Origin of the sequence: Streptomyces sp. sk2.1 (assembly GCF_008120935.1) — a bacterium.
In the GTDB taxonomy this organism is placed as follows: Bacteria; Actinomycetota; Actinomycetes; order Streptomycetales; family Streptomycetaceae; genus Streptomyces.
This window is the reverse complement of sequence record NZ_RDBO01000005.1, coordinates 84,398-103,363: the sequence shown is the minus strand read 5'-3', so window position 1 is coordinate 103,363 and position 18,966 is coordinate 84,398. Positions and strand designations below refer to the sequence as shown.

The following is an 18,966-nucleotide window of genomic DNA, read 5'->3' as shown; positions in this document are numbered from 1 at the left end:
GGTCTGCTCCGCAGACGCGACGCGGCGACGCTACGCGTCGCGTCTCAGGAGCGCTCCGCGCTCCTGAGTGTTGGGCCACTCCGTGGCCCTGGGTCACATCTGGCGCTCCGCGCCTGATGTGACGGTCTGCTTCGCAGACCTGAACAGCCGCTCCGCGCCCGTTCCTTGGCCCGCTTCGCGGGCGGCTGGCTACTGGGTGAGGTGGTCCTGGTGACGGGAAGTCATGCAGTCCTGGGGATTAGATCTGATGTTTCGTCAGTTCTGACGAGACCCGGCGCTCGCTCGCCCGGAGAAATGATCTGGTCTTGAGCCTCCTGGTGCGCCCGTATTCACGCATTGATTCCATCTGAGAACACGTCATTTTCGAGACCGGATAAATTTTCTGACACTCTGTCGAAAAAATTCCTTCACGATGGAGGACGGGAAACGCAATCAATTTGACGCTTTATAAAAAAATGGAGTCGGCGAGCTCTTGTAAATTCTCGCTCACCCCTTGAGGAAAATGTTCCTGGCAAGGGATTCCGGATACAGGGAAACCCGAAAAAAAGCGGTTGGTGTTGAACCTGTTATTTATCCTTTTCGGTGAGTTTTGGTGCCGGTCTCATAGTGGGCCGGGCGGCTGTACCCCTCGCCGGTCACGAGGACTCTGCCCACGTCATGACGAGTAACGGAGCGACGGTTCCTTGGGGCCCGGCGGTCAGCCAGGCCCGGGCGTGACAGCTTCGGTGCACCGGAAGGAGGCCGGTCTTCATGTGCGGGTTCCTGAGCCCCTGTCGGACTCGGGCGGGGGTGAGTCTGTTCTCTGCTCGGCCAGCTTCTCCCAGGGGCTTCGTAGGTCACCGGCCAGTGGCCGGACGAGCCTGGGGCTGGGCACAGGCAGCGATCACCAGCCAGGTCCACCGGTCGGCTGCCTCCGGCTGCGAAGCTGCGGTCTGGTCCAGCCGAGCGTCTGCTTGAACAGGCGAGACGTGTGCTCGATAAGGTTGGCCAGGAAAAACTTTTCACGCGAGGGTGCTGGTCGTCGGATCACCCGATCCGAACAGAGCCGCCCAGGATCTCGACGGTCAGTCCGGCCGGCAGGTGGACGATGCGCGAAACGTCGTATCCGGCGTCCAGCACAGCCAGGACCTCTGGGCCGCCCGGCTCCCGCTGGCCGGCTGCATCCATCCGTTCGACGACCTCTCGAATCTGCTCCATGGTCACTGACTCAACGTGGGCAACGGGCTCCGGGCGGACAGCGTCGAGCGCCGCCGTCCACGAGGTGCGGCCACTCTCCAGCCTCGCCCCGGCCGAACGTGAGGCAAAAGAACCGGGCAGCACACGTGTTGGCGTCCGGCGCAGCCATCGCGAGACATCCACTGCCAGCACCAGCCGACCATCCGCCGTACAGAGCCACGTGACCACGGCGATGTTCCGGCGCGAGCGCCAGGCCGGCCAGCGTGCGTACCAGCCCGTCCGTGCACAGCAGCGTGTCGCCCCGCGCGGTCATGCACGCGTACAACTCCGTCCGGAAGCGTGACACTTCCGCACACGCGTCCTGCGGGACGTCTTGATGCTCCAGGCTCACCACTGCGGCCTTCGTACCGGTTCTTCTGCCTCTGCGACGGAACAAAAGATCAGACAAAGGTCGCCCTCACACCCGCTGGACCATGAAAACACCAACCAGATCCAAGCCGCATTCAACGCCAGCCCATGAACAACAAGCCAGGGGCTGTCACGTAAATACCAGCAGGGTTCGTCTCGTCACCCGACGGGGCTCGTTCATCGGTTTCCGCTGGCGGTTCGGCTGTGTCCCAACAGACTCGCCTGCTCGCTCTTGAGCTGTGTGAACCTGTCGCGGATGTACTTCCTGAGTTCCCGGCCAGGGAAGGATATGAGTGACAGGTGCTCTTCGTAGTTGCCTTGGGCCCATCGGGCAGCAGTGATCTCGTAGCCCGAGACATGGGCGCAAAGCTGAAGGAGGGCGGGGGGCATCTCTTCCTCGATGAGGAGGTCGGCCTTGGTGACCACCACGTCTCGCATGGCCTTGATGTTGGGGATGAAGACGGTTGTGGCCCAGGTGCGCCACTCCGCAAGTTCTTGCTCGGTAGGTGGTGTGTCATGGCGGAAGGGATCACGACCATCGGGACGAGCGTACTTCTCCGAGAAGGTGTCGTAGGTTCGGCTATTGGCTTCCATGAGGGCGAACAGTGGCCCGTAGAAGTCGCTCAGCTGCTGGTTGACGCGAGTGAGTCGGGCCTGTCGCTGTGCAAGGCGCAGTCCGTTCAGATAGGTCGCCAGGTAGCCGATGAACGCCAGCCCGACGGTCAAGATCACTGTAGCCATGACAGACGATGCTATGGGTCTCCTTCCCGCCCGGGGACAAGATCGTGCATATGGGCACCACAATCGGCAACTCTGCGACACAAGGGTGCGAACGCGGTTCGCAAGAGCCGACCGTGGAGCCTGTGCCACTTGGAGGGCCGGGCACTGCTGTCCGGGCTATCAAAGCCAACGACAGGACCCATCATCGAACGGTGCGTGCCGCATCCGGGTCCGGGGCCCGGAGCAGTGCGGCGGTGCCGAGCCATGTGTCGTTGTCGTCGGACAGCAGTGGCCCGTAGGCGATCAGTTCGTCCTGGTCGGGTGGTGGGGTGAGGTCTGCGGCCGGGCCTTCGCCGAGGCCGAGGACCAGGTACTGGCTGCCGCTGCTTCGGTCGCCGGGAAAGTCCCACATGGTGCGCCCCAGCACGTTGTGCCACCGGCGCAGCAGCACGTCCCGGTACGCTCCGGCCTGGTAGTTGGGTTCGTCGAAGGCGAATGCGCGGGCGGCGGCGGGGTCGGGCAGACCGACGATGTGCACGCTCCCGGTGAGCGTCTCACCGTCTTCGGTGAAGGTCGGGCCGCGGGCGATCAGTTCCTTCGCGTACCGGTCCATGTAGGACCAGTGCTCCTCCAGCAACTCCTCGCGCAACGCGAGGGAGCCCGGCCGGTCTCGGTGATAGCAGAAGTACTCCATGGTCACAGAGCCTTCCTCGTCGAGGGCGTTGTCTCGATCGGCTTTGTCGCCGGGGTTCTTGTGTTCCTTCAGGCCATGGTGAGTCGGTCCACCAGTAGTTGCACTCTTGGTTCGGTGTGTTCCGGTGGCAGTCGTCCTGTTCGGGTCAGGGTTGCCACTCCGTGGAGGGATGCCCAGAACACTTCGGTGAACAGTCCTGGGGCGACGCCGTTGCCTGCGACTTCTTCGAGGCATTCCAGTAGTGCGGCGAAGGCGTCCTTGAGGGGTTGGGGGGTTTCTTCCTGTGCGTATGCGAGGCCGCCGTCGAGTTGGAAGAGGGCGTCGTAGACGGCCGGGTTGCGGGCGGCGAAGTCGAGGTAGGTGCGGGCGAGGGCGTATACCCGGGCGCGGGGGCTGTCCGCGGCGGCGGTTGCGGCCCGTACTTCTGCGGCCATTTCGGTGGCGCCCTGGAGGGCGACGGCGCCGATGATCTCGCGTTTGCCGCGGAAGTGGCTGTAGAGGACGGGCTGGCTGTATTCGATGCGTTCGGCGAGCCGGCGGGTGGTGACTGCGTCCCAGCCTTGTTGCTCGGCGAGTTCGCGGGCTGTCGTCACGATGAGGTGTTCGCGTTCTGCCCGTTCGCGTTGCTTGCGTTGCTGTACCGACATGACTCGATCCTAGCATCGCTAGACATTCGAGCGGCAGTAGTACTAGCGTTGCCTCGCCAGCTAGCAACGCTAGATCTCAGGGGGATCGTCATGCTCAATGTGCTCGAGGTCGTCACCACCGTGACAGTCGGCGTGATGGTGGGGGTGGAGTTCTCCGTCGCCTTCGTCATCCGTCCGATCCTCAACGCCCTCCCGGAGGACAGCGGCCAGCTCGGCCACGCCCACGGGGGCCGGATGCTCGGCGCCGTGATGCCGTTCTGGTACATCGGCTCGCTCGTGCTCGTCGGCATCTGGGCCGCCGCCGGGTGGGACCACCACGGCTCCGGCCTCGTCGTCACCGCCGGAGCGCTTCTGGCCCTCAGCGTGGTCATGTCGCTTCTGCTGCTCGTTCCGATCAACAACCGGAACAGGACGTGGACGCCCGAGAACCGGCCCGCGGACTGGAGGGAGCAGATGAACCGCTGGGAGCGCTGGCACTACGTCCGCGTCGCCGTCATCATCGCCGCCTTCGCCCTGCTGGCCGCCGCCCTCGCCTGAGCCCGCGGGCCCGGGCGCCCGGCCGTCGCCGAACCCTGCCCCCGGACCGAACGTCAAAGGAGAAGCACCATGTCGCTGAAGAACGTCAACACCGTCCTGACCATCGCCATCACCCTGTTCGTCCTCTATCTCGGGCTGTCCTTCATCCTGGCCCCCGAGACGTCCGCCCCGGGCGTCGGTCTGCCGGACTGGCCCGAGGGCGACGGCGGCGGCTTCCTCGTCATGAAGGGCATCCGCGAATTCGCGATGGGCCTGGTCATCGGCATCCTGCTGGTGACGGGCCACCGCCGCGCCCTGGGCTGGGTCCTGCTGATGGAGGCCGTCGCCCCGTTCGGCGACATGATCAACGTCCTGGCCCACCACGGTTCCACCGCCGCCGCGTTCGGCATCCACGGCCTGACCTCGGCACTGATCGCGCTCACCGGCCTGCTGGTCCTCCGCGAGACCCGCAGTGCCTCCGCCCCGGCGCCCGCCGTGCGGCCCGTCTGAAAGCCGCACGCGGCAAACGCCTCCCGCGGGGCGCAGCGGTTGCCCGCGGGTTCGTCGCGGCTCCGGGAAGTGTAGTGTTCGCACCGGTCGGAGAGTAAGTATCGAAAAGGAACTCACTATGTCGCAGGGTACCTGGTCGGCTGTCGACGCCTACTTCAACGGGCATCTGGTGGAGGAGGACGAGGCGCTGACCGCCGCCCGTGAGAGCTCCGTCGCCGCAGGTCTTCCCGCGCACGAGGTCGCCCCCAACCAGGGCAAGCTGCTGCATCTGTTGGCCCGGCTCGGCGGCGCCCGCCGGGTGCTGGAGATCGGGACGCTCGGCGGGTACAGCACCATCTGGCTGGCCCGCGCGCTCCCCGAGGGCGGGCGTCTGGTGACGCTGGAGGCGGACCCGGTGTGTGCGGCGACCGCCGCCGCGAGCATCGCCCGTGCCCGGCTCGGCCATGTGGTCGAAGTGCGTGAGGGCCGGGCCGCGGAGACTCTGCCGCAGTTGGCGGAGGAGATGCGGGAGCGGGGTCTGGAGCCGTTCGACCTGGTCTTCATCGACGCCGACAAGCCGTCCAACCCTGAGTACCTGGAGTGGGCTCTGCGGCTGACCCGGCCCGGCAGTCTCATCGTCGGGGACAACGTCGTGCGTGACGGCGCGGTGGTCTCCCCGGACACCGGCGACGCGCGGGTGGACGGGGTCCGCCGCTTCGCCGAACTGGTCGGCGCCGATCCCCGGCTGGAGGCCACCGCGCTCCAGACCGTCGGCTCCAAGGGCTACGACGGGTTCCTGGTCGCGCTCGTCACCGGCTAGCTCCGGGGTTCGGGGCGGCTGTGGCAGGGTGGGGCGGCATGGACTGCGTCTTTTGCCGGCTCATCCGTGAGGACACCGCCCGCTGGGTGGCCCGGGGCGCCGAGGTCTGTGCCTTCGCCCCGCCGGACCCGCTCGCTCCGGGGCACACGCTGGTGGTTCCCACCCGTCATCACGCGGACGTGTTCGACGCCCCGCCCGATGTCCTGGCCGCAGCGGCGGTGCTGGTCCAGCGCGTGGCGGTGGCCATGCGGGCGGCGCTGGGCGCTTCGGGGGTCAACGTGCTGAGCGCGAGCGGGCCCGGGTCGGAGCAGTCCGTTCCCCATCTGCATTTCCATGTCGTCCCGCGGTGGGCGGACGACGGGATCTCCACGTGGCCGGGCGGCCGGTCCCGTCACCGCCCTGCCGGTGATCCGGTCGCACGGCTGGCCGGGGAGCTCGGCCGCGACCGGCAGCCCCGCCACGGGAGTTGAGCCCCGACCGCCTGCAACCGCTCCGCCGGCCCGCACCGGTGGTGCGGGGCCCGGCCCGGGAGCGCCGGGCCGGGCCGGGTGCTCAGCCTGCCGGTGCGGATGTCGCGGCGCGTTCGGCCGCGCTGCGCAGGACGCAGAACTCGTTGCCCTCGGGGTCCGCGAGGACGGCCCAGCCCGTGCCGTCGGGTTCCCGGCGGTCGGCGACGAGGGTGGCGCCGAGGCCGAGGAGCCGCTCGACCTCCTCCTCGCGCGAGGTCTCCGGGCGCAGGCACAGGTGGATTCTGTTCTTGGCGGTTTTGGGTTCCGGTACCTGGTTGAAGTGCAGCAGCGGGCCCTGGGGCGGCATCACTGCCGTTTCCGGGGTGCCGGGTTCGGCTTCCGGGTGCAGGGGGCTGTCGAGTACCCGGCTCCAGAACCGGGCCAGTTCGTAGGCGTCGGCGCAGTCGATCGCCACGTTCTGTATCACTGATGAGGTCATGGGTGTGAGCCTGCCGGGGCGGCGTCCGGTCCGCCACCGGCCGAAGGGGGCCGGTGCTGTCCGTGTCCGGTGGCCGGGCGGGGTATGAGGGCGGGGGCGAGTTCGCGCCATTCTCGTCGGGGCGGTTCGGTGGGGTCGGCGGTCAGTACCTGCAGGCAGACGTGGTCGGCCCCGGCCCGGAGGTGTTGCTGTACGCGTCGGTGGATGGTTTCGGTGTCGCCGTGGGCGACGATCGCGTCCACCAGTCGGCGGCTCGGGCCGTCGGTGGTGTCCTGGTCCCCGAAGCCGAGCCGGCGTATGTTCGCCTGCTGGTGCGGGGCTGCCAGGTATCCGGCGACGTGTGCGGTGGCCACTTCCCGGGCCCGGTCGGGGTCGTGGTCGAGCACGACGGCCTGTTCGACCGCGAGGCAGGCGTGGGGGCCCATGATCCGGCGTGCTCGTGCGGTGTGTTCGACGGGTACGAAGTAGGTGTGTGCGCCCCAGGTGTGTTCGGCGGCCAGTTCCAGCATCTTCGGGCCCAGGGCGGCCAGGAGCCGGCGCGGGGCCGGGTCCGGGTCGGGGCCGTGGGCGGGTGAGGCGTCCATGGCCTGCAGGTAGGAGCGCATGGTGGTCACGGCTCTGCCGCGGGCCGGTACGGGGTAGCCGTCCACGGTGTGGACGGTGTCGTCGACGCGGTGTCCGCCCAGGCCCAGGACGTAGCGGCCGGGGAACGCCTCGCCGAGGGTGCGGGTCGCGGCGGCGGTGGTGATCGGTTCGCGGAAGGCGATGTTCGCGATGCCGGACGCGACGGTGATGCGGCGGGTCGCCGAGAGCAGCAGCCATGCCTGGCCCACGGTGTCGCGGCCGAACGCTTCTCCGTACCAGAGGGCCCCGTAGCCCAGTTCCTCGATCTCGGCGGCCGATTCCCGTACCAGGGTGGCGGGTTGCCGTTCGTAGGCGAAGGTCCAGATTCCGACCTGGCCGAGTGCCGGCGGTGTGCTGTTGGGCATGGGTGTCCCCCCGTCCGTACCGGAGAGGTTCTCCGGTTGGCGCCCGCTACGATACGGAGAACCTCTCCGCATGGCCAGCCGGAGGGGTGCGACCGGAAGGGGCGGGGCGATGACGACGGGACAGGGCGGCGGCCGATCCGCGAGGCGCACGGACGCGCTCCTGAACCGGGAGCGCCTGGTGGCCGCCGCGCACGAGGTGTTCGCCGCGGACGGCCCGGGGGCCTCCCTCAACGAGATCGCCCGGCGGGCCGGCGTCGGTCCGGGAACCCTGTACCGGCACTTCCCCAGCCGTCAGGCCCTGCTGACCGCGGTGCTGCGGGACCGGGTCGGGGTGCTGTGCGGGCAGGCGGAGCGGCTGGGTGCCGAGGGCAGCGCCGATGAGGCCCTGGAGCGGTGGCTGGAGGCGTTCTTGGCCCATGCCCGTGCCCATCAGGCGATGGGCAGCGTCCTGCTGCTCGACGGGCCCGGCGCGCCGGAGCTCGACTGCCACCGGCCGATCCTGGAGGCGGCGGCCGGTCTGCTCGGCCGGGCGCAGCGGCGGGGCACGGCCCGTGCCGATCTGGGTGCCGACGATCTGGTGCGGCTCGTCGTCGGGATCGCGTTGTCCACGGCCCGTGACGAGGATGCCGAGCAGGCCCGCCGGCTGCTGTCCCTGGCGCTCGACGCGGTGCACGGGAGGGCGCGCGGGGGCGGGTGAGCGGTGCCGGTGCACGGTGTGCGGTGCCGGTGCGCGGTGTGCGGTGCCGGTGTGTGTCGGGCCGTGCCGGTGTGCCGGCTCGTGCGGTGGTTCTTCCCGCCTCCCTGCTCCTCCCCCGGTGTTCGTGCCGGTCCGGCCGTGCGCGGGGCCGGGGGCGGGATGATGTTCCGTCAGGGGCTGCGGTGGTATGCCTTGTTGGCGATGCGCCAGCCGTCGTCGGTGCGGACCAGCAGGAAGATGTCGGTGAAGGTGTCCGTTCCGTGCGAGAGGGTCATGGTGGCGGTGGCGACGGTGCCGTGGACGTCGAGGGTGTCGATGCGGCGGGAGCGGGCCGGTTCGTCGGGGGCGGGTCGTCCGGGGAAGAGTGTGCGGTACTCCTCCAGGGGCCAGGAGACGAATGTGCCGTCGCGGATTCCCTCGATGCGGGCGGTGGGCAGGAACGCGTCGTGGAGGTGGGCGGGGTCGCCGGTGGCGTGGGTGCGGATGTAGGCGTGCAGGGGTTCGAGCACGGCGTCGTGCGCGGCGGGGGCCGTGGCCGKGGCGGCGATGTCGGCTCCGGGGTCGGCGGGGGTGTGGGCGAGGCCGGCCGCGCTGCGCAGGGGAGTGTGTGTCGCGGCGGCCAGCAGGTCCATGTCCTTGGTCAGTGCGCCGATGGTGAACTCGGCGGGGGCGGTGGCCGGTTCGCCGGTGAGGAGGGTTCGTTTGTGGCCGACCAGTGTGCCGAGCCGGCCGAGTTCGAGGATGTCCAGTGCCTGGTCGCGGGGCAGGCCGAGGGCGTCGGCCTGGCGCAGTGAGTCGCGCAGTGCCAGGACCGCGCCGGCGAGGCTGTTGTTGGCGACCAGTTTGAGTGCAGCGGCGGTGCGGGCGTCGTCGACGCGCAGGGGGGTGCCCAGTGCTTCCAGGACCGGCCGGGCGCGGTCGAGGGTGTCGTGGGGGGCGGCGGTGAGGATCTTCAGGGTGCCGGCGGTGGCGGCCGGTACGGAGCCGAGCACGGGGGCGTGGATGTAGGAGGGGCCTGTTTCGAGGGCCAGTTCGGCTGCTTCGGCGGGGGCGATGGTGCTGGTGTTGAGCACGATGGTGTCCGTGCGCAGTGAGTCGCGGACGGTGTCGAGGACCTGCCGGCAGGCCGGTCCGTCGAAGAGGGCCAGGAGGACGAGGCCGGCCTTCGTGACGGCGTCGTTCGGGTCGGCGGTCGTGCGGTGTGCGGCCGGGTTTCGTCCGGAGCGGGTCCAGCCGATGACGTCGTGGCCCCGGGCGGTCAGGCGTGTCGCGAGGGCGTTGCCCATGCGTCCCAGGCCGAGGACGGCGACGGTGTGCGGTGTGGTCATGGGTGTCAGGGTCGTGCACCGTCATGGCTGCGACAAGCGCAGGTTTCGCAGGGCCGGTATGCGCAACTCGCATGGCTGGTGGGCATACTGGCGTCGTGGATCTGACGGTGTGGCGGACTTTTGTGAGTGTGTGCCGGCTCGGTTCGCTGTCGGCGGCGGCGGACGAGCTCCATCACACGCAGTCGGCGGTCTCCCGGCAGGTCGCGGGGCTGGAGCAGCGGCTGGGTGTGGTGCTGGTGGAGCGTCATGCGCGTGGGGTGCGTCCCACCGCGGCCGGTGAGGTGTTCTGCCGTCATGCGCTGGTGGTGCTCGACGAGGCGGACCGGGCGGTGCGGGCGGTTCGGGACGTGCGGGACGGGGGGTCGGGCCGGCCGCTGGCCGTGGGTGCGACGCCCTCGCTGGCCGCGGGGATCGTGCCGGAGGCCATCGGGGGGCTGCTGGAGTCGAGGGCCGTGCGGTGGAGTCTGCTGCCGGGTCCGAGCGCGCAGTTGCACGACCGGGTGGCCTCCGGTGATCTGGATGTCGCCGTGGTCACCGATGCGCCGCCGGGGCTGGTGCGGGACGTGCGGGTGGAGCGCCGGCTGCTCGGGCTGGACGAGATGGTCGTGGTGCTGCCCCTCGGGCACCGGCTGGCCGGGCGGGGGCGGGTGGACGTGCGGGCGCTGGCCGGGGAGGTCTGGGCCGAGGACAACGAGGGTTCGGCGGTGTTGTTGCGTCAGCACGCGGACCGTGCGGGGGTCGGTGCCCGGATCGATCTCGCCGCGGCGGATCTGCCCGGCAAGCTGGCCCTGGTGGCGACGGGGCATGCCATCGCGCTGGTGCCGGGGGTGCTGGCCCGTGCGCTGCGGGCGGATGTCGTCGCGGTGGCTCTGGTCGATCCTCCGACGCGGGGCATCCATGTGCTCACGCCGTGCCGTGATCCCCATCCTTGTGCGGGGGTCCTGTTCGACCGGCTGGTGGAGGCGTTCAGGGGCCGGGCGGACTCCGCACCGAGCCGGCGGCGCCCGCCCCCGGCTCGGTGCGGAGTACATGGCCCCGAGCACCCCCGTGGAAGAGGCGATCACCCGGGTCTGGGCCGAGGTCCTCGGCGTCGAGCGGGTCGGCGTCCACGACAACTTCTTCGAGCTCGGCGGCGACTCGATCCTCACGATCCAGGTGATCTCCCGCGTCAAGCGGTACGGGCTGCACCTCACGCCGCGCATGATCTTCCGGCACCAGACCGTCGCCGGGATCGCCCGGCACGCCGAAGAGGGCGCCGTGGTCTGGGCCGAGCAGGGGCCCGTGCAGGGAGAGGCGGCGCTGACGCCCATCCAGCACTGGTTCTTCGGCCTGGAACTGCCGAACAGGGCGCAGTTCAACCAGTCCCGGCTCCTGGAGACCGAGGGGCTCGACGCCGCGACCCTGGACGAAGCCCTCGCTCTGCTCGTGGCACACCACGACGCGCTGCGGCTCCGGTTCGAGCACGGCGCCGACGGCTGGCGCCAGACCCACACCGCCGATGAGCCGGCGCCGTGCACGGCGCACCACGACCTGTCCGCGCTGTCCGAGGCCGACGCGTGGGAGCGGGTCGAAGCCGCCGCCGACGAGGTGCAGCAGGGCATGGACCTCGCGTCGGGTCCACTGCTGCGCGCGGCCCTGTTCGACCTCGGTGCCGGGCGGGGCCAGCGACTGCTGCTCGCCGTCCACCACCTCGCGGTCGACGGCGTCTCCTGGCGGATCCTGCTGCAGGACCTCGCTGACACCTACCGCTCGCTGGCGGCGGGCGAGCGCCCCGTGCTGCCCCTGAAGACCACCTCGTACCAGGCGTGGTCCGCCCGGCTCCAGCACTACGGGAGCACGCCCGCGGCGACCGGCGAACTCGGCCACTGGACGCGGCCCCGCACCTCGTCGCCGATCCCGCGTGACCGGTCGGGAGAGAACACCAACGCCTCGTACGACGCGGTGACGGTCACCCTGGACGGCGAGGAGACCGCGGCCCTGCTGCGGGACGTGCCCCGCACCTTCGGCGCCCGGATCAACGACGTGCTGCTGACCGCCGTCGCCCAGGCCGTCAAGGCGTGGACCGGCGGATCGAGCGCTCTCGTCGCGCTGGAGGGGCACGGCCGCGAGGACCTGTTCGACGACGTCGACCTGTCCCGCACCTTGGGCTGGTTCACCAGCATCTTCCCCGTCGAACTGAGCCTCCCGGCGGGCAGCGGCCCGGCGGAATGCCTGGCGAGCGTCGGCGAGCAGCTGGCCGCGGTGCCGCACCACGGCGTCGGGTACGGAATCCTGCGCCACCTGGGGACGGAGGAGACCCGGCGGAGGCTGCGCGACGCGGCCCTGCCCGAGATCAGCTTCAACTACCTCGGCCAGTTCGACAGCGACGTCCCCGGCCTCGGCCGCCTGGCCGACGCCGCCGAGCCCCACGGCCGTTCCGTGGACCCGGACGGACGGCGCGCCCATCTGATCGACATCGCCGCGAGCGTCCGGGGCGATCGCATGTCGCTGAGCGTCTCGTACAGCACGAACATCCACGAGCGGCAGACCGCCGAGAAGCTCGTCGAGGGCGTGGCCGCCGCTCTCAGGTCCCTGATGCGGGCCCAGCGGGAGCAGGCCGCCGCCGGGGGCGCCGGCGACGCCGAGCCCATGGAGTGCGGGCTGAGCCCGATGCAGGCCGGCATGCTCTTCCAGTCGCTGGCCGAAACGGCCGACGGCACCGCCGATTCGGCCGAGGTCCGGCCCTACGTGGTGCAGTTCGTCGACGAGTTCACCGGGCCGCTCGACGTCGCGTGCTTCCGCCGCGGCTGGCAGGAGGTCGTGGACCGGCACACCATCCTGCGCAGCTCCTTCACCATGGACGGCGAGAGCGGCGCACGCCAGACGGTCCACGCGCGGGCCGAGATCCCCTTCGACGAGGTCGACTGGCGCGACACCGACGCCGACGCCCGACGCGAGCGCCTGGAGCGGCTGCTCGCCGACGACCGGAGCCGAGGCTTCGACCCGGCGCGGCCACCGTTGATGCGGTTCACCCTCGCGCGGACCGCCGCCGACCGGACCATCGTGATCTGGTCCTTCCACCACCTGCTGCTCGACGGCTGGAGCGCCCAGCTCGTCCAGCAGGAGTTCTACACGCGCTACCGGGCCGCACTCTCCGGGACCGTTCCCGCGCTGCCCGACCCCGTCCCGTACTCCCGCTACATCGAGTGGATCGAGGAGCGCTCGCGCTCCGAGGCCGAGGCGTTCTGGAACCGCGCCCTGGACGGCCTCACGGAGCCCACGGCGCTGGGCGTCGACCGCGAGACCGGCGAGTGCGGCTTCGGTGACGTGGAGTTCACGGTGGACGGCGAACTCTCCGTCCGCATGGGCGAGTTCGCCAAGTCCCACCGGATCACCGTCAATACGATCGTCCAAGGCATGTGGACGCTCCTGCTGTCCCGCTACAGCGGCAGCGAGGACGTCCTGTACGGCTCCACGGTCTCCGGCCGCCCCGCCGACCTGCCCGACGTCGAGTCGATGGTGGGCCTCTTCATCAACACCCTGCCCGTCCGTGCCGCCGCGCCCGACGAGGCGCGGGTCGTCGACTGGCTGCGGACCCTGCAGGAAGGGCACGTCGAGCTCCGCCAGTACGAGTACAGCTCCCTCGCCGACATCCAGCGGTGGAGCGCGATACCCGGCCCCGACGCCCTCTTCCGGTCGATCCTCGTCTTCGAGAACTACCCGAAGCTGCTGAGCGGCGACGACCTCCCGCAGGGGCTCAGCCGGCGTCGCCTGCAGTACGTCGAGCGGACCGGCTACCCCCTCGTCCTCGGTGCCGCCCACGAGGGCAACCGTCTCCATCTGCACCTCGTCCACGACCGCGGCATGATCGACGACGCCACGGCTCGGCGCATGGCGGGCCACCTGGAGCAGCTGCTCGCCGGCATCGTCGACGGCGACCCGGAGGGGACGGTCGGCTCCGTCGAACTGTTCACCGCGGCGGACCGCTCCCAGCTCGCCGCCTGGAACGGGCCGGAACTGCCCCATGCCGACGACGTGCCGGTCCACGCGCTCATCGAGCGCCAGGCGCGGGAGAGGCCCGACGCCGTCGCCGTCGAGTTCGGCGACGAGACCCTCACGTACCGCGCGCTCAACGAACGGGCCAACCGACTCGCCCACCATCTGCGGTCCTTGGGTATCCGGCCCGAGACGATGGTCGGCCTGTGCCTGGAGCGCGGCCTCGACATGATCGTCGCGCTGCTCGGCATCCTGAAGTCCGGTGGTGCCTTTGTGCCGCTGGACACGCAGTACCCGGCCGAGCGCCTCGCCTTCATGATCGAGGACACGGCCCTGCCGGTGGTGGTCACCCAGCAGCACCTGTCCGCCCGGCTGCCCGCTTCCGTGGACATCCTCTGCCTGGACCGCGAGGCCGACACGGCCCTGCTCGGCTCCGCCCCGGTGACCGATCCCGAGCCGCTCGCCGGGCCCGACGACCTCGCGTACGTGATCTACACGTCCGGCTCCACAGGCCGGCCGAAGGGCGTCATGATCGAGCACCGGTCGATGAGCGACCGGGTCCAGGAGATGCGCCGCCAGTACGGGCTCACCCCGGACGACGCGTATCTGCAGTTCTCCTCGGTGACCTTCGACGGATCCGTCGGCGAGATCTTCCCGACGCTGATCGCCGGCGCGCGCCTCGTCCCCAGGGGCGACGACTGGACCCCGGTCGAGGTCCTGGAGACCCTGCGGACCAAGGACATCACGGTCTGCCAGCTGCCGCCCTTCGTCTGGAACGAGCTGATCCCGCACCTGGACGAGGGCGCCCGCCCCGGGCCGCGGCTGCGCCTGATGAGCATGGGCGGCGAGCGGGTCCTCGCGACCTCGGTGGAGCGCTGGTTCCGGCGCACGTCCGTGCCGCTGTTCAACATCTACGGACCGACCGAGACCACCGTCAACATGACCACGTGCCTGCTCACCGGGCCCGAGGCCGTCGTACCGATCGGGACGCCGGTGGCCAACACCGACGTCCTGGTAGTCGACGGCACGGGCCGCCCCGCCCCCATCGGCGCCCCGGGCGAGCTCTGGATCGGCGGCAGGGGAGTCGCCCGCGGCTACCTCAACCGGCCCGAGCTGACCGCCGAGCGGTTCGTCCGCGACCCGAGGGCTGAAGGGGCAGCGGGGCGGATGTACCGCACAGGGGACCTGGTGCGCTGGCTGGCCGACGGGCGGATCGACTTCATCGGCCGCATCGACGACCAGGTCAAACTCCGCGGCTTCCGCATCGAGCTGGGCGAGATCGAGTCGACGCTCGGCGCCCACCCGGGGCTCACGGCGGCCGTGGTACTGCTCCGTGAGGATGAGCCGGGCACACGCCGCCTCGTCGCCTACTGCATCGCCGCGGACGGCGACCGCCCCGCGGTCTCCGACCTGCGCGAGTGGTGCGCGCGCGGGCTGCCCGACTTCATGATCCCCTCCGTGTTCACGTTTCTGGACGCGCTGCCCGTCACGGCCAACGGCAAGGGCGTGGACCGCAAGGCGCTCCCGGCCCCCGGCGAGGACCGGGCCGAGGTCGCCACACGGTACGTGGCGCCCGCGACGCCGACCGAGGAACTCCTGGCCGGCATCTGGCGCGAGGTCCTGAAGGTCGACCGGGTCGGCGCCGACGACAACTTCTTCGAACTCGGCGGCGACTCCTTCCTCGGCATGCAGGTCATCGCCCAGGCACGGCGGGGCGGCGTCAGGATCACGCCGAGGCTGCTCTTCCAGAACCCGACGATCACGGGCCTGGCGGCACGCGCGAGGACCAAGCATGCCGCGGCGTCGAGGACCGCACCCGACACGACCGGCGCGCCCGGCAAACCGGCCGCGGGGCAGCAGCCGTTCACGGCCGTCGGCGCCCTCACGGCGGACGGTGACACCCGCGTGTCCATCGTGGAGCTCAACCGCGGCACCGCGCCGAGGACGTTGTTCGCCTTCCACGAGGGCGGCGGCAACGTCAGCGGCTACGTCCACCTCGCCGAGGCGCTGGCACCGACGGTCCGCGTGGTCGGTATCGAGGCCCGCAGCGTGGCGTTCGACGCCCCGCCACAGACCGACGTGGCCGCGATGGCCCGTGGCTACTGGGAGGCCATCCGCACCCTGCAGCCCGAGGGCCCCTACCTGCTGGCGGGCTACTCCTTCGGCGGCGCCCTGGCCATCGAGGTGACCCGGCTGATCGAGGAGTCGGGCGGCAGCGTCGCCCTGCTCGTCGGCCTCGACTCCTGCCTGCCCGTCAGCGAATCGATGGAGCTGGTCGAGCGCGACCACACCGCCACCACCGATCTGCTCGCGCGCCTGACCGACGCGGCAGAGGGCGATCCGGAGCGGTCCGAGGCCGTCGCCGCGCTGATGCTGGAGCTCAATCTGCCCGCCGGCATGCTCGCCCTGCGCCGCGGCGAACTCCTCGACCACCTGCGGACGATGGAGGCGCACACCAGGGCGCTCCTGTCCTACCGGCCGACGACGGTCTCCTGCCCGGTACTGCTCTACCAGGCGGAGAGCTCCCCCTGGTCGCTGTCGATCGCCGACAGCTGGTCGCCGTTCGTCACCGAACTCGATGCGCGGCTCACACCGGGAGACCATCTCACGTTCCTGCGCGCATCCCATGTGGGCGTGATGGCCGACGAAATCGCCAAGGCGATCGAGCAGCGCACGGAAAGCGGCACTCGGTAGCGGTTCGTTCCGCAGGCTTCCCCGCAATGGCGTAGATCTCACCGCAATGACTTGGGCCCCTCCGCAGGGGCTCAGGCATCTCCGCACGGACAGGAGTTGATTCATGTCGTCCCACCCCCCTTCCTCAGGCGATGTACGCGCGCTGTACGAGGAATTCCCTTACCCGCTGCCGAATTCCGACACCGAGCCCATCTACGACGTGGCCATGGGCCTCGACCTGGTGCTCCCCTCCCTGGAAGACTGCCAGGTGATGGACGCGGGATGCGGTACGGGACACCGTCTCGTCGGTCTCGCCCTGCAGTACCCGGACACGGAATTCCTCGGTGTCGACTTCAGCGAGCATTCGCTTTCGGTCGCCCGGGAGTTGGCGAAGAATCACGACTGCGACAACGTGAGCTTCCGGCACGCCGAGATCGGCGGCGACCATCTTGGGCGCGATTTCGACCTGATCACGAGCACGGGGGTCATTCACCATCTGGCCGATCCCGCGGGCGGCGCGAAATGGTTGCAACAGCACCTGAAAGATGATGGAATAGCCTACACTTGGTACTATCATCCGTACGGTGAATTCGACCGTCTGCTGAGCCGCCGACTCGTCCATGTGCTCATGGACCACTCCGCCGAGGACATCTCGAAGACAGTCCTCGCGGACCTCGGACTCGCCCTCTCGGTCGAGCAGTACGGAACGCGCACCTCCTTCGCGGAGGTCTCGGCGCAGACCCAGCTCGCCGCCGACGCCGACGCCTACCTCCACCCGATCGTCAACGCCTACCTGTTCCAGGAAGCCGCGGACTTCTTCCGCGACGGCACGGAATGGACCGTCGTGCACGGCATCAACTGGGACGGCGGCTCCAGCCTCATCGACTCGGACCACTGGGCCGAGGGCGAGTTCGGCACGCTCGCGAGCAGCGATCTGTTCAAGAGCTCCCGGCTGCGCGAGGTCTTCGCCGGCATGAACCCCCGGGCTCGGCTCGACTGCGTCGAACTCCGGCTCCGCCCGACCGGATTCACCTTGCTCTCCGGCAACGAAGCCGGTCTCGACCGGTGCACGGAGCGGACCCGCGCCAACGTCCGCAACGCCAATCTTCTCGCATGAACGCCTGTTAGGGAGAAGCGACCATGATCACAGCTGGCCTGAAGCTCACCCACAGTGGCGGACTCGCCCTCTTGGAGGACGACAAGCTCCTCTTTCACATCGAGGTGCAGAAGCTGGCGAACAACGCCCGCTACAGTCCGGTCGCCGACCTCCGGCTGATCCCCGAGATCCTCGCCGAGCACGGCTTCAAGGTGTCCGACGTCGACCACTGGGCCCTCGACGGCTGGGACGGCGCGGACTACGGCCACCTCTCCGTCCTCGACCACGGCACGCCCCTGGAACTGAAGGTCGCGCCCTACCGCGAGAACGACACCATCAACAGCCTGGTCCGGCCCGGCGTCACCGGTGAACTCCCCATCGGCGGGACCACGGTGACGTACAACAGCTACGTCCATATGTCGAGCCACTTCGGGGCGGCCTACTGTTCCAGCCCCTTCGCCGCACGCGGCGAGGACTCCTTCGTCCTCGTCTGGGACGGCGGCTGCTTCCCGCGGCTGTACTTCGTGGACGCCGCGCGGGGCACCGTCGAGAACGGCGGCGAGGTCTTCCCGCTGATCGGCCACTCGTACGCCATGGCCGCGCAGTACTTCGGTCCCTGGGCGCGGAAGACGGGCGACCGGTCCCAGGTCGTCGACGACCTCTCCGTCGCCGGCAAGCTCATGGCGTACATCGCTCTCGGCAAGCCGCAGGACGCCGTGCAGGAAGCCATGCGCGACGCCTTCCACCGGAACTTCGAGGCGCCGACCGACGCCGTCGCCGAGTACCGCCGCGCCGTCATCGGCTGCGGCAGCAACGGCGAGCCCTCGCACCGCTACACGCACGCCTACCTCGGCGACGCGGCCGAGCGCATCGCCGCGCTCGGCGTCTCGGACGAGGACGTCCTCGCGAGCATGCACCAGTTCATGGAGGAGCTCCTCGTCGAGCGGGTCGTCGAGAAGATCACGCGCTGGAAGGGCGAGGGCCCCTGGAACCTCAGCTTCGCCGGCGGCTGTGCCCTCAACATCAAGTGGAACAGCGCCTTGCGCGCCCACTCGGTCTTCAACGACGTCTGGGTGCCGCCCTATCCGGACGACTCCGGATCCGCCATCGGCACCGCATGCGCCGAGTACGCGCGCGGCAACGGCGTCTCGGCCGTCCAGTGGCACCAGCGCCAGGGCCCCGCCCTGGTCCCGACCCCCCGCACCCCGGACGGCTGGACATCCAGGGAATGCGCCCCCGCGGAGGTCGCCCGCATCCTGCACGAGAGCGGCGAGCCGCTGGTCTTCCTGCGCGGCCGCGCGGAGCTGGGCCCGCGTGCGCTCGGCGCCCGCAGCATCATCGCCCCGGCGAACGATCCGGCGATGAAGGGCCTGCTCAACGACCTCAAGGACCGCGAGCACTACCGCCCGGTGGCCCCCATCTGCCTCACCGAGCACGCCCCTCAGATCTTCGACCCGGGCACCCCGGACCCGTACATGCTCTTCGACCACGACGTGCGCTCCGAGTGGTTGGACCGCGTGCCCGCCATCACCCACCTCGACGGCACCGCGCGCCTGCAGACCGTCAGCGAGGACGACGATCCCGTGCTCGCCGAAATCCTGTGCGCGTACCACGAGTTGAGCGGCATCCCGGTGCTGTGCAACACCAGCGCCAACCTCAACGGCCACGGCTTCTTCCCGGACGCGGCGTCCGCGATGAAGTGGGGCCGCACCCGGCACGTCTGGGCCGACGGGGTGCTCTACAGCAAGGCCTGATGGGAGCACCCGGCGGTGACCGGGCCCACCGGCCCG

15 protein-coding genes and 2 pseudogenes are annotated in these 18,966 nt (G+C 70.0%); 10 read left to right on the top strand and 7 right to left on the bottom strand.

Going from position 1 to position 18,966, the window contains the following annotated elements:
- Positions 1–1,026: 1,026 nt before the first annotated feature.
- The 4 genes from EAO76_RS45705 to EAO76_RS00695 all read right to left on the bottom strand — a co-directional run bounded on the left by EAO76_RS45705 (position 1,027) and on the right by EAO76_RS00695 (position 3,645).
- Positions 1,027–1,203: a hypothetical protein gene (locus EAO76_RS45705; protein ID WP_262375197.1), complete on the bottom strand. Its 177-nt coding sequence runs from the start codon at positions 1,201–1,203 to the stop codon at positions 1,027–1,029.
- A gap of 558 nt (positions 1,204–1,761) precedes the next feature.
- Positions 1,762–2,325, bottom strand: a complete 564-nt coding sequence (locus EAO76_RS00705) for a hypothetical protein (protein ID WP_148832218.1) — start codon at positions 2,323–2,325, stop codon at positions 1,762–1,764.
- A 181-nt stretch (positions 2,326–2,506) separates the two neighbouring features.
- The gene (locus EAO76_RS00700; protein WP_148832269.1) at positions 2,507–2,998 is read right to left on the bottom strand and encodes a YciI family protein; all 492 of its coding nucleotides are present in this window, start codon (positions 2,996–2,998) and stop codon (positions 2,507–2,509) included.
- A 68-nt stretch (positions 2,999–3,066) separates the two neighbouring features.
- The gene (locus EAO76_RS00695; RefSeq protein ID WP_148832217.1) at positions 3,067–3,645 is read right to left on the bottom strand and encodes a TetR/AcrR family transcriptional regulator; all 579 of its coding nucleotides are present in this window, start codon (positions 3,643–3,645) and stop codon (positions 3,067–3,069) included.
- A 90-nt stretch (positions 3,646–3,735) separates the two neighbouring features.
- Between EAO76_RS00695 and EAO76_RS00690 the strand changes: the two genes are divergently transcribed.
- The 4 genes from EAO76_RS00690 to EAO76_RS00675 all read left to right on the top strand — a co-directional run bounded on the left by EAO76_RS00690 (position 3,736) and on the right by EAO76_RS00675 (position 5,940).
- On the top strand, positions 3,736–4,182 hold the full coding sequence (locus EAO76_RS00690; protein ID WP_148832213.1) for a DUF1772 domain-containing protein: 447 nt from the start codon (positions 3,736–3,738) through the stop codon (positions 4,180–4,182).
- 69 nt (positions 4,183–4,251) lie between these two features.
- The gene (locus tag EAO76_RS00685; RefSeq protein WP_148832210.1) at positions 4,252–4,671 is read left to right on the top strand and encodes a DUF4267 domain-containing protein; all 420 of its coding nucleotides are present in this window, start codon (positions 4,252–4,254) and stop codon (positions 4,669–4,671) included.
- A gap of 118 nt (positions 4,672–4,789) precedes the next feature.
- A complete protein-coding gene (locus tag EAO76_RS00680) occupies positions 4,790–5,470 on the top strand; it encodes an O-methyltransferase (protein WP_148832207.1) in 681 nt (226 codons plus the stop codon).
- Between the two features lie 38 nt (positions 5,471–5,508).
- Positions 5,509–5,940, top strand: coding sequence for an HIT family protein (locus EAO76_RS00675; protein WP_148832204.1), 432 nt, complete (start codon positions 5,509–5,511; stop codon positions 5,938–5,940).
- 82 nt (positions 5,941–6,022) lie between these two features.
- Here the strand turns inward: EAO76_RS00675 and EAO76_RS00670 are convergent, their stop codons facing one another.
- Both EAO76_RS00670 and EAO76_RS00665 read right to left on the bottom strand, forming a co-directional pair.
- A complete protein-coding gene (locus EAO76_RS00670; RefSeq protein WP_148832201.1) occupies positions 6,023–6,418 on the bottom strand; it encodes a VOC family protein in 396 nt (131 codons plus the stop codon).
- On the bottom strand, positions 6,415–7,407 hold the full coding sequence (locus EAO76_RS00665; protein WP_148832198.1) for a TIGR03620 family F420-dependent LLM class oxidoreductase: 993 nt from the start codon (positions 7,405–7,407) through the stop codon (positions 6,415–6,417). The genes EAO76_RS00670 and EAO76_RS00665 overlap by 4 nt, the downstream gene beginning before the upstream one ends.
- 109 nt (positions 7,408–7,516) lie before the next feature.
- Between EAO76_RS00665 and EAO76_RS00660 the strand changes: the two genes are divergently transcribed.
- Entirely contained in the window at positions 7,517–8,104 is a 588-nt protein-coding gene (locus tag EAO76_RS00660; protein ID WP_148832195.1) for a TetR/AcrR family transcriptional regulator, read from the top strand.
- 170 nt (positions 8,105–8,274) lie between these two features.
- On the opposite strand, the gene EAO76_RS00655 is transcribed toward EAO76_RS00660, so the two are convergent.
- A complete protein-coding gene (locus EAO76_RS00655) occupies positions 8,275–9,432 on the bottom strand; it encodes a nuclear transport factor 2 family protein (RefSeq protein ID WP_148832192.1) in 1,158 nt (385 codons plus the stop codon).
- Between the two features lie 95 nt (positions 9,433–9,527).
- Between EAO76_RS00655 and EAO76_RS00650 the strand changes: the two are divergent.
- The 5 genes and pseudogenes from EAO76_RS00650 to EAO76_RS00635 form a co-directional block, all read left to right on the top strand.
- Positions 9,528–10,400, top strand: a pseudogene (locus EAO76_RS00650) (LysR family transcriptional regulator); the annotation flags it as partial.
- A gap of 61 nt (positions 10,401–10,461) precedes the next feature.
- Positions 10,462–16,101, top strand: a complete 5,640-nt coding sequence (locus tag EAO76_RS00645; protein ID WP_187438404.1) for a non-ribosomal peptide synthetase — start codon at positions 10,462–10,464, stop codon at positions 16,099–16,101.
- A gap of 103 nt (positions 16,102–16,204) precedes the next feature.
- Positions 16,205–16,588, top strand: a pseudogene (locus tag EAO76_RS47430) (class I SAM-dependent methyltransferase); the annotation flags it as partial.
- A 120-nt stretch (positions 16,589–16,708) separates the two neighbouring features.
- Complete coding sequence (locus tag EAO76_RS45695) at positions 16,709–17,197, top strand: hypothetical protein (RefSeq protein ID WP_262375195.1); 489 nt, start codon at positions 16,709–16,711, stop codon at positions 17,195–17,197.
- A 23-nt stretch (positions 17,198–17,220) separates the two neighbouring features.
- The gene (locus EAO76_RS00635) at positions 17,221–18,930 is read left to right on the top strand and encodes a carbamoyltransferase N-terminal domain-containing protein (RefSeq protein ID WP_148832183.1); all 1,710 of its coding nucleotides are present in this window, start codon (positions 17,221–17,223) and stop codon (positions 18,928–18,930) included.
- Positions 18,931–18,966 lie beyond the last annotated feature (36 nt).